Annotated in this window: 13 protein-coding genes and 1 riboswitch; of the genes, 2 read left to right on the top strand and 11 right to left on the bottom strand. The window is 47.6% G+C overall.

All coding sequences use genetic code 11. The features are described from left to right. Positions 1-27 precede the first annotated feature (27 nt). Both WF803_RS02890 and WF803_RS02895 read right to left on the bottom strand, forming a co-directional pair. Positions 28-873: a MetQ/NlpA family ABC transporter substrate-binding protein gene (locus WF803_RS02890; RefSeq protein ID WP_489611618.1), complete on the bottom strand. Its 846-nt coding sequence runs from the start codon at positions 871-873 to the stop codon at positions 28-30. A 386-nt stretch (positions 874-1,259) separates the two neighbouring features. Then, the gene (locus WF803_RS02895; RefSeq protein ID WP_489611619.1) at positions 1,260-2,690 is read right to left on the bottom strand and encodes a YkvI family membrane protein; all 1,431 of its coding nucleotides are present in this window, start codon (positions 2,688-2,690) and stop codon (positions 1,260-1,262) included. Between the two features lie 170 nt (positions 2,691-2,860). On the opposite strand from WF803_RS02895, the gene WF803_RS02900 reads away from it, so the two are divergent. Both WF803_RS02900 and WF803_RS02905 read left to right on the top strand, forming a co-directional pair. Beyond that, the gene (locus WF803_RS02900; RefSeq protein WP_489611620.1) at positions 2,861-3,460 is read left to right on the top strand and encodes an SOS response-associated peptidase; all 600 of its coding nucleotides are present in this window, start codon (positions 2,861-2,863) and stop codon (positions 3,458-3,460) included. Between the two features lie 205 nt (positions 3,461-3,665). Next, a complete protein-coding gene (locus WF803_RS02905) occupies positions 3,666-4,541 on the top strand; it encodes a D-alanyl-D-alanine carboxypeptidase family protein (protein WP_489611621.1) in 876 nt (291 codons plus the stop codon). A 31-nt stretch (positions 4,542-4,572) separates the two neighbouring features. Here WF803_RS02905 and WF803_RS02910 read toward each other — a convergent pair whose 3' ends face one another. From WF803_RS02910 to WF803_RS02950, 9 genes are all read right to left on the bottom strand, one after another. Beyond that, a complete protein-coding gene (locus WF803_RS02910) occupies positions 4,573-5,769 on the bottom strand; it encodes a cation:proton antiporter (RefSeq protein WP_489611622.1) in 1,197 nt (398 codons plus the stop codon). A gap of 50 nt (positions 5,770-5,819) precedes the next feature. Next, positions 5,820-5,878: riboswitch (Fluoride riboswitch) on the bottom strand. A gap of 329 nt (positions 5,879-6,207) precedes the next feature. After that, a complete protein-coding gene (locus tag WF803_RS02915; protein WP_489611623.1) occupies positions 6,208-6,993 on the bottom strand; it encodes a UPF0236 family transposase-like protein in 786 nt (261 codons plus the stop codon). Next, positions 6,920-7,522 carry a UPF0236 family transposase-like protein gene (locus WF803_RS02920; RefSeq protein ID WP_489611883.1) on the bottom strand — a complete coding sequence of 201 codons (603 nt, stop codon included), beginning with the start codon at positions 7,520-7,522 and terminating at the stop codon, positions 6,920-6,922. Before WF803_RS02920 ends, WF803_RS02915 begins: the two co-directional genes overlap by 74 nt. 277 nt (positions 7,523-7,799) lie before the next feature. Then, on the bottom strand, positions 7,800-8,579 hold the full coding sequence (locus tag WF803_RS02925) for an ATP-binding cassette domain-containing protein (RefSeq protein ID WP_489611624.1): 780 nt from the start codon (positions 8,577-8,579) through the stop codon (positions 7,800-7,802). A 1-nt stretch (position 8,580) separates the two neighbouring features. Further along, on the bottom strand, positions 8,581-9,456 hold the full coding sequence (locus tag WF803_RS02930) for an ABC transporter ATP-binding protein (RefSeq protein ID WP_489611625.1): 876 nt from the start codon (positions 9,454-9,456) through the stop codon (positions 8,581-8,583). Further along, on the bottom strand, positions 9,457-10,284 hold the full coding sequence (locus WF803_RS02935) for an ABC transporter permease (protein WP_489611626.1): 828 nt from the start codon (positions 10,282-10,284) through the stop codon (positions 9,457-9,459). A gap of 1 nt (position 10,285) precedes the next feature. Then, complete coding sequence (locus tag WF803_RS02940; protein WP_489611627.1) at positions 10,286-11,239, bottom strand: ABC transporter permease; 954 nt, start codon at positions 11,237-11,239, stop codon at positions 10,286-10,288. Positions 11,240-11,263: 24 nt separating this feature from the next. Beyond that, entirely contained in the window at positions 11,264-12,838 is a 1,575-nt protein-coding gene (locus WF803_RS02945) for an ABC transporter substrate-binding protein (RefSeq protein ID WP_489611628.1), read from the bottom strand. A gap of 130 nt (positions 12,839-12,968) precedes the next feature. Next, positions 12,969-14,024, bottom strand: coding sequence for an ABC transporter ATP-binding protein (locus tag WF803_RS02950; protein ID WP_489611629.1), 1,056 nt, complete (start codon positions 14,022-14,024; stop codon positions 12,969-12,971). Positions 14,025-14,031 lie beyond the last annotated feature (7 nt).

The raw sequence follows: 14,031 nt of genomic DNA on the forward strand, positions 1-14,031 counted from the left end.
ACCCTCAGATCCTTTCGATAATATTTTCTACTTCTGACCAAATGTTTTCCAGGCCGCGACGTTAGCGCCTTTTGATTTTTCTTGAAGGGCTTGCTCAGTGTCGTCTTGCTGGTAGGCAGCGACGACCTTTTGGAGGATCTCGGTCCTCTCATCATCAGGACGGGCAACGATAATATTCACATAAGGCTTCGACCGCTCATTGACAGGTTCACTGAAAATCGCCTCCTCAGCCGGATCCAAACCCGCATCCACCGCAAAACCACTATTAATGACGGCAAAAGTCGCATCATTTAAGCCCCGCGCTGTTTGTGAGGCATCTACTTCCGTGATTTTTAAGGCCAGCGGATTGGCTAAAATATCCTTCACCGTGGGGGTGATCCCAGCTTTTTTATCCACTTTGAGCAAGCCAGCTTCTTGCAGGAGAATAAGGGCGCGCCCGCCATTGGTGACATCATTAGGAATGAGGACTTCATCACCTTTTTTGATATCGTCAAGACTCTTAATTTGCTTAGAATAAATTGCCAAGGGAGCAATCACCGTGTTGCCGATACTGACTAAATTTTTATTAAACTGCTCGTTAAATTTATCCAAGTAGGCCTGGTGCTGGAAGCTATTCAAGTCCACATCCCCATTCGCTAAAGCCTCATTAGGCTGATTGTAATCACTAAATTTCACAAAATCCAAGGTGATATTTTCCTTCTTCAGACGGGCGATGGCCGGCTCCCAATCTCTCAAGTCATCCCCCACCACGCCAATTTTTACGATTTGCTCTTCACCACCACCTTCCGCAATGCTGGCTGTTCCTCTGCCGCAAGCGCTTAGTAGTGCGAATAGTGTGACGAGTAAACCCGTCCAAGTTAAAGCTTTTTTCATTGTCCATTCCTCCTTAAATTTTGATTTTTCCAGCGGCGGAAGAGCTTAGTCCAAAAGAAAAAGCCCTCTACTGCTATACAGTAAAGGGCGTTAGTCGCGGTACCACCTTTAATTCGGATAAACCTCTTAGTCCAACGTCAGCGCCAATAACGCTGAGATTGGTGTTCATGCTAGCGGTTGAACTCACCGAGTTGGCCTACCTATCGACCAGCTTTCCTCAAAGGCCATTTTCAAATGCCTTTCAATGTCCCCTTCACACCAACATAGGGGCTCTCTTGGCATTGTCCGTCATTTTACTTTCCTTTTCCTAGGAAAAATCGTTTGTTTGAATGTTAAAAGTATTCTAGCATGCGTCTTCAGCCAATGCAAGGAAAAAGAGGCAAAAATTATTTTTTATCATCCGTCGACTTGTTCTTCTTTAATTTTTCCGCTTGCTCAGCCTTTAATTCTTCCAAGATTTCAGCCTTCAATTCTTCCTTCAAGGCCTCCCGCTCTTCTTCCGATAATTTACCCGCTTCTTGGAGGGGCTTGAGCGGGGCTTTTTCTTGGTAGTAATCTTCCCAGCTGTAATCATCGTCTTCAACAATTTCTTCACTGAGTTCGCTGGCCCGGTCCATCAATTCCTTACTATCAACTTGAGATTGATCGAACAGATCACGCATTTCTCGCGCTTCTTTTCGGCCAAATTCTTGTTCTTCATCCGCGTTACGCACGGAATAATCCAGGATACGGTCCCGAACCTTCATTTCATGGTGAATGCGGCGGAAGTTGATCAGCCATTGAATAATAATCAGCATAATAACCCCAAAGCCAATGTAGCCAATCACTGGGAATACATAAGCCACCAGGGATTCAAAGCCGACAAAGGAGAGCGCAAAACCAACCAGCGTCAGGATAATCATATCGCGGCGGAAGTTTTCAGGCTTACTGCGTGACACCCGCTTCCCGAGGGCGTAGAACATCCCAATTGCTGTGTTAAAAATCATACCAAACACGACAAAGGCCATAATCGTCCCTAAAATCGGGTGTAGGCTATCAAACACGGCCAAGAGCGGCATGGCACTGTCTTTGGTGATATCAATATTTAAGGAAATCGTGAAGAAGGACATGAAGAGAAGGATCGCAACGAGGACCCCACCAAACGTCCCGCCATAACCAGCTTCACGCGGATTATATTGGTCACCCCCAATGACCACCGCCATAGAAACAGCCATCATCAGGGATAGGCAGGCGTAGTTCACCGTGCTCACCAACCAGTGAGGCAAGGTTGTCGGCACACTTTCCGTCGCAATCACCATGGCCTGGTCAAAGGGGATGGCTTGGTTGAAGAAGGAATAAATTCCCCCACCAACGATAAAGACAATCACAAAGGGAGTAATCATCCCAATCACATTAGTAATTTTATCCACATCTAAGAAGGCACAAGCCATGACCAACAAAGACATGAGCGCAGCACCCACCCAAACCGGCAGGCCAAATTGCTGGGCCAGATTCGTCCCGGCGCCGGCAATCATAATGAAGCCCATGGAGAAAAGGGTGAGATTAATACAGAAATCAATAATCTTCGACACAAAAGGTGAGGAAATATTATTGAACACCTCACTGTGCTCTTGGGCCTTATAATAGCTCCCAAATTCTAGGAGGGCAATTCCTCCTGCAATGAAGAGGATGGAAGCCACGACCAGGCCCCAAATCCCCTGCCGGCCAAAGCTAACGTAATATTGAAGCATTTCCTTACCACTCGCAAAGCCGGCTCCAATTAAGACCCCTAAATAAGCGAGGCCAATTCGAATCATATTTTGTATTTTATTCGTCATAAGTCTTCCTTTCTATCTGTCACCTAGGTTTATCATTATACTGGTTTATCAAGAAATTGCCAGTAATTACGGCTGTCAGTGTCGAATAAGTTTAACCAATTTTGACGTTTCCGCTTTCCTTCGTCCCAAGCTTGGCTTTTGCTATAATAAAATAAAAAAGGAGGCTCAGCATGTGCGGACGTTACACCTATCCCTTAAATGAAGCTTTACTCGGGCACTTCTATGAGCAACTGCCACCCGAAGATCAAGAAATCGTGCAAACTGATATTGTCTACCCCGGAAAACCGGTGCTAGTCCTCGGCCAAGACTCCGACGGCAAAGTCCGGGCGCGGGCCTTGCAATGGGGCTTTCCCGGCTTTGAGAAGGGGCAACTCTTAATTAATGCTCGGGCCGAATCGATTACGGAAAAGCCTACTTTTCGCACCGCCTTCCTCCACCGACGCTGCCTTTTTCCCATGGCTCGCTTCTACGAATGGAGTACGGATAAAACTCGGTATCTGTTCAATGGCCAGGACGTGCTCTATGTGGGCGGCTGCTATCAAATGAAAGAGGGCCAAGCCCAGGCTGTGCTGATGACACAGGCGGCTGGACCCGTAGTGGCACCCATCCACCACCGCATGCCCTATTTTGTAGCCGCCCAAAACATACGCCAATGGCTTAAGGACCCGAACTTTGCCCAAGCCTACACCTCCCCGACCTTAGAACTCTTCGCCGAACAAGATGGTGGCCCAAAGAAGACCCAGTCGTTAACCATTGGCCCGCTGGTTTAGAGAGGGTTGAATAAAAATAGCACCCACTTGGCCAGAAGAAGAACTCCCAGTTTCCTTCTCAGACTGCGCTTAATCAAAAATCCCCCCTTGTTTCCCCGCGAGAAACCACCCCAACCCTTCTTAAGGAGCAAAATAAGCAAGCTCCTCTTGCTTCCCTGCCAACTGTATGGTAGTATTAATACAAAAATTAGAGAGAAGGCTTTCTATGTCCAAATTAACCAAGGGGCTACTCCTGGTGCTGGCCCTCCTCGTCCTAGTTTTTGCCGGCAAAATCCTCATCCATAAAGGCCATGAATCCAGAACTCTGCCGGGCTACGCTAGTCGCAACATCTATGTCTATAACCTCACCCAAGCAAAAGAAGTGCTAGCCTACAACGAAAACGAACGAGTGGCACCCGCTTCCCTGGTTAAAATGATGACCGTGCATTTAGCTTTGAAGAAAATTCAGAATTTGAATGCTCTAGCGCCAGTGGATGCGGAAACTTACAGTCAACTAGTCGAGGAAAATGCCTCCCTTGCTGGCTTTCAACCGGGAGAGCAAACCACTTACCGCGACTTGCTCTACGGCACCATGCTCCCTTCAGGTGGGGAATGTGCGGACTCACTGGCGATCAATTTGGCGGGTAGTTTAGAGGCTTTCACTGAAGAAATGAATCAGGAAGCCCAGGCTTTGAAATTAAAGCGCACCCATTTCAAAAACCCCAGTGGCCTCGATGAATTTGGGCAAACGTCAACTGCACGGGATATCGCCCTCCTCCTAGCAACTAGCCTAAAAGATGGCAACTTCCGTGCTATTTTTACCAGTCCTCTGTACCAGAGTACCGCGACGAATGCCCATCCCCAAGGCTTAGTGATGAGCAGTACCGTCTTACGGGAATTGCGGCCCGATATGCAGCCGGGCTTTCAAATTCTCGGTGGGAAAAGTGGCACGACCGATAAGGCTGGCCTCTGCTGGGCGACTTTGGCCCAAAAAAATGGCGAGGAATATATTGTCGTTGTCATGGGAGCCCCGCTGGAAGATATCACCGCCCCAGGTGACGAACAGATTCAAGACACTTTGAAAATTTTACAAGAACTCTAAAAAAGCCCCTATTGAAAGGGGCAAGGGCGTCTTAGGACGCCTTTTTTTCTGGGTCTTTTTCTAGCCAATGCTGGTAAGTCAAATCAATGCCAAAAGCACCGAGGGGAGCTGTGACTAAAATCGCAATGACGGAAATGGTCAAGATCAAATCCCCGACTGGCAGCCCCATGGCAAGCGGCACCCCACCGATAGCGGCTTGGACCGTGGCTTTAGGCATGTAGCCAAAGAGGCAAAAGGCCCGTTCTCGCAAAGTCAAGGGCGTGCCGGTAACGGATAGCCAAACGCCAACCATGCGAACGGCTAAGACACCAAGAATGAGGAAAATCGGCGTCCAACCTGCCTTGGTCGCGTAGGAAATATTCACTGAAGCCCCGACCAAAACGAAGAGAAAAATTTCCCCCGGCAGCCAGAGTTTATTATAGATCCGATTAATCGGCTCACTCACCTCGGGCACATAGCGGTAGAGGGCTAAGGCCATGGCCATGACCGCTAAAATCCCTGAGAAAGGCAGGTCCCCAAGCGCCTGCTCCAAGGTCATAAAGAGCATGGAAATCGCCAGCATCACCAAAACTTGCCAGAGGCTGTCCTTTAAAAAGCGGGTGAAGAAAATACTCAAGCCCATGCCCACTAAGCCCCCTACAAGCAAGCCACCCAGAATGGCTGCGGGAACAGCAAAAAGCTGGGTTAAGTGGAAGCTGCCCCCATGTTCTACAATGGATAGGAAGGAAGCGAATAAGACGAGCGCATAAATATCATCTAAAGACGACCCTGCCAAAAGCATCTGCGGAATACCAGCTTCCGTCCCGTAGCCACCCCGAATCAGTTGAATCATTCTTGGCACCACGACTGCTGGCGACACCGCCCCTAAGACCGCACCCAATAAGGCCGCTTCGGGTAAAGTCAAGTCAAAAAATAGGGGGGCTAGGAGCATCGTGCCCAGAATTTCAAAAGTCGCTGGTAAAAAACTCAACAGAAAGGCTGGCCGACCCACACGTTTTAATTCCTTGAGGTTAAGAGATAGGCCCGCCCGCGTGAGGATAATAATTAAAATGACCTGGCGAATATCCCCCGAAGCCGCTAAGAGCCCCTGGTCCAGCAAATTAAAAACGGCCGGCCCTAATAGAATACCTAAAACCAAGTAGCCTAAGAGACTGGGGATGGTTAATTTCTCACACAGCCAGCGCACCAAGAGTCCCAGCAAAACAATTAAAGCAATACTAAATAACATAAGTCCTCCTTTGCATAAGAAAACGCCTGCTCGATTCTGGGCAGGCCAAAAATCAAGCAGGCGCCATTAGCTCTCGCAATTCACCGGGAGCACCATCCCGTTTTCTCTAGTCTAGCATGGGACGATTTTTTTAACAAGGCAAAAAAGAAAACAGTTAGTGTCAAGCAATGCTCGGTCAATCATAAAGAACTCTATCTCGTATCTAATTATTCAAAAGTCACTTCGTTTTTGTGCTAAAGGACGCTGCGTTGAAAAGCAGTGGCACCGGCTTACGCTTCATAGAAGCTTACGCCTGACCGTCCTATTCTGGCTCTATGTCGTTGGATAGGCCTCGCTACGCTCACCCTATCGGCACTCCGAGAGCCAGATATACGGACGGCCTGCTAACACTGCTAACGCAGGTCTTTAGCACGCACTCCGTGTCTTTTGGCGAAGTAGCTAACAAAATGTATGGTATAATTTCCCGACCATACTGCTTGACACTTCACTTGGAATCGTGCCCTGATGGGCACCACAAGAACTTTGTTGCGGCCTGTGACATAGTATTGCCCTAACAAGCCCTGGATATTCGGGTATAAATGGGCTTGTATTAGCTTCAATATCTGATCGAACAGCTTCTTCAAAACAATGATTAGATTGAGCGGTGATAATGGCAGCCATTGCTGCTGCGCCTTGACGGGTCCAATTTCGTCCTTGCTTTTTCATGCGATAAGTATAAAGCCGATGGCCTGCTTCACAAACGCCACCGGAAAAATGGTTTGGTAAGCCTCGCTGCTCTGCTGGTTTAATGAGTAACCAATTCCTTTGAAGATAAGCTCTTAGAGCTTCAATTTCAGCCAAAAACTCCTGATGATGGTGCCAGCGACTTTCACAGGTCTCCAAAGTAACTTGAACTCCTTCGAAATCATAAGCCTTCACTTTTTTAATGACCAATTGACGTATTTTATGATCAAAAAATAGGCGCGTTCTGATTTTTTGAATGACATGAAATTTATCGCAGAAATGTTCATGCCGAAGGCATACCCCAATCATCTCGTTAAAATCTTCCTCCGTATAACCACTGCCACCATCCGAATTAGAAATCACAATCGTTTGATGTAAATCATAGTAGGAGTTAAGAAATCGGCTAACTTTTTCTCGAAGGGCTGCACTAGATTGAACAGAAGAAAAAATAATGAGCTTGAATAAGTTGATGCCGCGAAGTGGATCGATCGACGCCTTCATAGAGAGTCACACGGTGTAGTTGAAGATGTTTTGTCCTGTTCCCTTTTTTCTTTTTGGTGATTAACACCCCATCCCCTTCAATGTATAGAAAAGGAATGGACCGCTTTTGGGAGTAACCCAACTTCTCCTCTTCTGCTTTTTTATTCTCAAAGTCTAAAATTTTCTTTCCAATTTCTTGGACAACATGATGTGCGGTCTGATGCGAAATACTAAAAGGCATTAATGCATTGAAGGCTTCTGCAGTCGCACGAAAAGTTTGCTTCGTACAAAGCTGGGCAATTTTTTCTTTGACTTGAGAAGAAAGATGACTTCTTGCTTCTAGTCCTAAACACAAATCTAGGGGAAGAAAGCTAGAGTGACCTTCTTTTTTCATCCGACAGCGTCTAAAAGTGACGGCACCAAACATAAAACATAGTGTTCGTGGTTCATAGCGAGCAATTTTCCAGCCTTCGGCTTGGTATCTTTGAATTAATTGCTGATCAAGTTGAGTGAAAACCGCTGCAAGACATTCACAGCAAAAATTCTTTATATCGGATAAGCAAGACCTTCAAAGTCACCTAAAGATGAGCAATTTTCCGTCTTTTTTAGAATATCTGTGATAATATCATTCATGAGGACATCTTCTTTCTTTTTATTGTTCAACTTAAAGATAGATGTCCTTTTTTTATTTTTCAAGTCTTACCGAGCATAATTTTACACTAAGAAGAAAACAAGGGACCACAAAGCTTTGCGCAGGCAATCATCAAAACCTACCTGGTCCTATTTTTCTAAAAAGCACTTCGTTTTTGTGCCCAGAACATTGAAATTTAGGCTTTTACTCTTTCCCTAAATTTCGGAATAGCCGCCAATAGTTTTTTCGTATACGGATGCTTGGGGTGGGCAAAGAGGTCTTCGGTTTTTTGAATCTCCACAATTTCTCCCAAATACATGACGGCAATGCGAGTGGCAATACTTCTAACGACAGCCAAATCATGGGTGATGAAGAGATAAGTTAAACCGTCTGCATCCTGAAGATCCATGAGCAGATTTAAAATCTGAGCTTGCACCGAGACATCGAGGGCAGAAACCGGCTCGTCTAGCATGACAAAGTCCGGCTCGTTCACCAAGGCGCGAGCAATGCCCAAGCGTTGGCGCTGGCCCCCACTCAGCTGGCTAGCGCTCCGCTCATAAAGCTTTTCCTCAATCGCTACCCGCTCTAACATCTTAGCAGCGGCTTGGCGGGCTTTTTCCCGGCCAAGCTTGTCCAATAAGGGCTCGCTCACCGCATCAATGGCTGACAAATTAGGATTAAAAGCCGACAGGGAATCCTGGTAGACAATTTGCAGCAAATCACTGCGGCAATGCTCACAACGCTCTAAAGCAGGGATATGAATTTCTCCCTTATCCACCGGCTCCAAGCCCAATAATAAACGCCCCAAGGTGGTTTTCCCACTCCCCGATTCGCCTACTAAACCCAGTGTCTCACCTTTTTCAATGGTCAAATCGACATTTTTTACCGCCTCAACCACCTGGCTTTGGCGCTTGAGTAGATTTTTCTTCGTGTATGTTTTACTGACGTGCTCTAAAGTCACAAAAGCTTCGGCCATCTTAATCCTCCTCCCGCACAAAATGGGTTGCACTGATTGCTTTAAGCGCTCGGTCTTCTTTGGGCGGTGCAATCGTTAATTTCGGCATTTGGAAGAGACGCTCCCGGTTCTTCCCGGTGGGGATGGCCTTAAGCAAGTTTTTGGTGTAGGTGTGTTGGGGGTTTTCAAAAATTTCCTCCACCCGGCCTTCTTCCAAAAGCACCCCTTGGTACATGACCTTCACCTCATCACAAATTTCTGAAATCACGGCGAAATCGTGTGTCACTAAAATGACACTCATGGCCCGCTCCTGCTGCTGGCGTTGAATGAGGTCTAGAATTTGCTTTTGAATCGTGACATCCAAGGCCGTCGTCGGCTCATCAGCGATCAGTAATTTAGGCGACTTCAAGAGGGCTAAGGCAATCATAATGCGCTGCTGCATGCCTCCCGATAGCTCGTGAGGGAATTGCTTTTCCACTTGCTCGGGCTTTAAGCCTACGTCCCTTAAAATATTTTGCATTAAGTCCTCCGTCTGCTCCGCGTCCAGCTGATGCCAGCGGGCAATGACTTCGCGCAAATGGTAGGCGACCGTCCGCAAAGGATTTAAAGACGAGAGTGGATCTTGGAAAATCATACTCATGGGTAATTGCGGGCTCGGTTTTTCAATGTTTTGGCCGGCAAAATTGAGCGCCGCCATATCAGCTGTGATCTGGGCAGGCAATAGCCCCATCAAGGCTTTCATGGTCATACTTTTCCCGCTGCCAGATTCACCCACGAGTCCCGTGATTTTCTGGGCCCGAAAGGCGGTAGAGAGATGATGAATAATGGTCCGTTCGCCCGTCAAAGCGGAATGGGCAGTCACGTTGAGATCTTTGACTTGTAAAATATTGGCGCTCATTTAAACCTCCCTTTGCGTTAAATCGCGAATGAGATTGCCCACTTCATTGAAGGCAAAAATGGTTAACATAATCAAAGCTCCTGGAATCAAAGCCATATGGGGGGCCGCTTGGAGATTACTTTGCGCCGTTTGCAGCAAATTTCCCCAGGAAGCTTGGGGCGGTTGAATGCCCAAGCCCAAAAAACTTAAGGTTGATTCCGTCATAATGGCACCGGCAATACTGGACGTGGAGGCCACCATAATAGTTGGCACAATGCTCGTTAGAATATGCCGGCCAATCAGCCGCAAGGGGCCGACGCCAATAAACTGGGCATACTTCACGTAATGCCGCTCCCTAACGGCCAAAGTTTCGGCCCGCACGAGACGGGCAATGGGCATCCAAGAGAAAAAGCCAATGATCATAATGATCGTGGTCATGCCCGGCTTAAAGAAGACCGTAAAGACAATCGCCAAAACGAGCCAAGGAATGGCAGAGATGACATCAACTAGACGCATGAAGAACGTATCGACCCAGCCTCCGAAGTAGCCGGATAAAAGGCCAATCACCGTGCCGACACCAAGCGATACCAACATAGCCAGAAAGCCCACAAACAAAGACACTCGGCCTCCATACAAGACGCGGATCAAATAATCCCGCCCGACTTCGTCCGTCCCAAACCAATGGGATAGAGAGGGGGCTTCTTGCAATTGGGAGACATCAATACGCGTGGGATCCATGGGCAAAAGGGGCGCGATGAAAGCCAAGCCGACCAGTAAAATGAGGAGGCAGAGGGCCACCAAGTATGTCGGTTTTTCCTTGAGTAAAATTTTAAATTTTTCCCGAGCCATCCTATTCACCTCCCAGACGAATTCGTGGGTCAACCACGGCATAAAGGATATCAGCGAGAAGATTCCCTAAAACAACCAGGACAGCTGAGCAGAGCATGACGGCCATAATGACCGGATAGTCCAGCTGGCGGGTGGCGGTTAGAAAGTAGGACCCCACCCCTGGCCATTGGAAAATCGTCTCCGTAATCGTCGCTCCTGTCACTAAGGCAGGTAAACTCGTCCCAATTTGCGTCACCACGGGCAAGAGGACATTACGCGCAATATGGTGACTTAAAATTTCCCAGCGGCTAGCCCCTAAGGAACGCTGGACCAAAACATACTGCTGGTCCAATTGCCCGATCACACTCGCGCGTACATAGCGGGCCACATCAGGGAAAATGGCCACCACTAAAACAAAGACCGGTAAAATTAAATGCTTCAAGAGATTTAAGAAATTAGCCTGGCCAATATCATACATCCCCAAAGTGGGCAGCCAGCCCAAACGTAAGGCAAAAATATAAATCACCAGCATGGCCAGCCAAAATGGCGGCGTCGACAGGCCCATGGAAAACAAAGTATCCAAAACTTTATCCAACCAAGTCCCACGGTTATTCCCCGCAATTAAGCCTAAGACAATGGCCAAGCCATAAGCCAAAACATAGGCCGGCACCATCAGCCAAAGCGTGTTTTTAAAGCGTAAAATTAACTCCTGACTAATCAACTGATTGGTCATAATGGAACGGCCGAAATCTCCCATCACCACATTTTTCAGCCAGTAAGTAAATTGCAGGAGAAAAGGCTGGTCCAAGCCATGCTTGTGGCGGAGGGCCTCCACCGTCGCTTCACTCATGGCTGGCGTTTTAATCGCATCCACCGCATCATAGGGAGCCAGGTACAGTAATGTAAATACAATAAAGGATATGAGTAAGAGTAAGGGCAGCATCGCTAACAGCCGCCGTCCAATATAGCGCAGCATAGGCACCTCCTAATAGTCACCGCGTTAGGGCTTTTGCAGCTCAAGTTTGTCAAAATGCTCTAGGGTATAAATCGGCACAAATTTTGCTTCCTTAAAGCCGCTCACCCGCTTGTGGGAAACAAAAATTTTCTTATTGTCTACCATCGGGTAAATACCGGCTTTTTCATTGAGCTTGCCTTGTAATTCCTTGTAAATGGCCTTCCCCTTCGCTTCGTCTGGCTCCTTAGCCCCTTCATCGAAGAGGTTATCAATTTCCTGATCCTCAAAACCGAAGTAATTGGAGAAGCCATCACTAGTGAAGAGTGTCCGATACAAATTGGGATGAATCCCCATGATATAGCCGTTCAAGAAGAGGTCGTAAGGTGACTTGTCCGGATCTTGGGTCGCCGCACTCAAGGCACTCGGATCAGCCGGCTGCAATTTCACCTTGACGCCCACATCCTGCAATTGCTGTTGAATAAGGGCCGTCACATTCCTTTGCACCGGGTCATCCGCATCAAAACCTAGGGCCAACGTCGAATCCCCCTGGTTTGCTTCCTTAAGCAGGGCCCGAGCTTTCTTTTCATCATGCTCATAATGAAAAGCTTCTGGGCTGAAGTAAGGGGTCTTAGGATGTAGGAAAGTTGGGGCATTGGTGTAGAGCTTCTCGTCTTGGTAGGCCACCTTGTTTAAATCTTCCCGATTTAAAGCATACATCAAAGCCTGGCGAAATTTCTGGTTTTTAAGACTAGGGCGTTTCATATTAAAACCGATATAGCCCACTCGGTTTTCACTGTAAGGCTGAATATTAAAAGTCTCTTTGTCAAATTCCTGCCGATCTTGCGGTCTCACTACGGCCGCATCCACGTCCCCATTTTGCAGGGCGACCTTTTTGGTATCAGCATTTGCGATAATTTGGAAGACCATTTCCTTAATTTTAGCGAGCTCTCCATTATAATTCTCATTTTGCGTAAAGTGCAAGTACTGGCCCGGCTTATATGCCACCAGCTTATAAGGGCCACTGCCAATCACTTCCCGTCCTTCCAAGCGCTGGTCGGAGAAATCCTTTAAGTCCTGGTAAATGTGCTTGGGCATAATATACTTTTCTGTCAAGACAGCTTCTAGGGCAGACGTTGACACGGCAGGCAGGCGGAAATTAATGGTTTTCTCGTCCACCTTCTCAAACTTAACCGGCTGGCCCTCAATCCACAAGTTATCGCTATTCCCATTGGCCTTGTCCGCCCGGTGTTCATAGGTAAAAACCACGTCATCAGCGGTTAAAGGTTCCCCATCCGACCATTTTAAATCATCCTTTAGGGTCACCGTCAGGGTGAGGCTATCAGCAGACCACTCAATATTGTCCGCCAGTTCATTAACCACTTCCCCATCCACCCCGATACGGGCCAGCGGCTGGAAGACCATGTTCACCGTCGTTAGGCCATAGCGATCCGACGCTGTAATGGGATTGATGGAGATGGGATCCGCGTCAATGGCGTAAATAAAACTCTCAGCGCGATTGGTTTTCGCTACGTCCACGCCGGCTGTGCTGGTGGGCTGGGCGCCCCCACAAGCGGTCAACCCCAGGGTCAACAGCAGCAATAGGAATATTTTCTTCTTCATGATCTCCCTCATTTCTTTACTTTCTTTGGGTAATGTTGTTACATATTACAATATTTTCATTTATGCTTCAAGAAAAAGCCATTGCCAGCTGAAATAATAAAAAACCAGCAGCCAAGGCTACTGGTTATGCTTAGATTAAACGCTCGCCACTGTCCGGATCAAAGGCCACCACCGCTGACCAGTCCCGAACGGCAATATGAACATGTTCGCCCTCTTGGAAGTCTGCCTCGGCTTCGGCCCGCACGATAATTTTTTCATCGGCTGAGCGATTTTTGGGAGCGTCCAAGTACAAATACTGCTCGCCCCCTAAATGTTCCAGCAAGCTGATTTCATAGTCATCGCCGGAGGAAATGGTAAGATTTTCCGGTCGTACACCCAAGCGGAGTCGGTCCGCTTTTGGGGCATGTTGCTCTTGAAAAGCCTGACCCTCTTCCCCGAAAGCTTGGGGAGCCAGCAGGTTAATTTTGGGAGTGCCCAAAAATTCGGCCACAAAAAGATTCGCCGGATTTTGGTAGACCTCCTGGGGACTGCCGATTTGCTGGATTTCACCTGCATTCATGACGACTAAGCGGTCACCCATCGTCATGGCTTCCGTCTGGTCGTGGGTCACATAAATGATGGTCGTCCCCAAGCGCCGGTGCAGACGGGAAATTTCATAACGCATTTGTACACGGAGCTTGGCATCCAAGTTCGACAAAGGCTCATCCATTAAAAAGGCATTGGGCTCACGGACAATGGCCCGGCCTAGAGCCACTCGTTGCTTCTGTCCGCCTGATAAGTTTTTAGGCTTGCGAGCCAAGAAAGGCTTTAAGCCAAGGAGTTCACTCACTTCTTGAATCATTTTCTCCTGCTCGTCTTTAGGAACTTTCGCCAATTTTAGGGGATAGGCTAAATTATCATGCACATCCATATGGGGGTAGAGGGCATAATCCTGAAACACCATGGCCAAGCCCCGGTCCTTAGGTTTTCTGGCATTGGCCCGCTCGCCATTAATGTACAATTCCCCCTCGGTAATAGCCTCTAAGCCCGCAATCATCCGCAGGGTCGTTGATTTTCCACAACCCGAAGGCCCCACAAAAATGATAAATTCTCCATCTTGAATCCTTAAGTTAACATCTTTGACCGCAAAACTATCCTTCTGATCGGGATATTGCTTCGATAAATGCTTCAATTCAATTTCAGACATAAAATCT

The organism is Aerococcus sp. BD502, assembly GCF_057919555.1.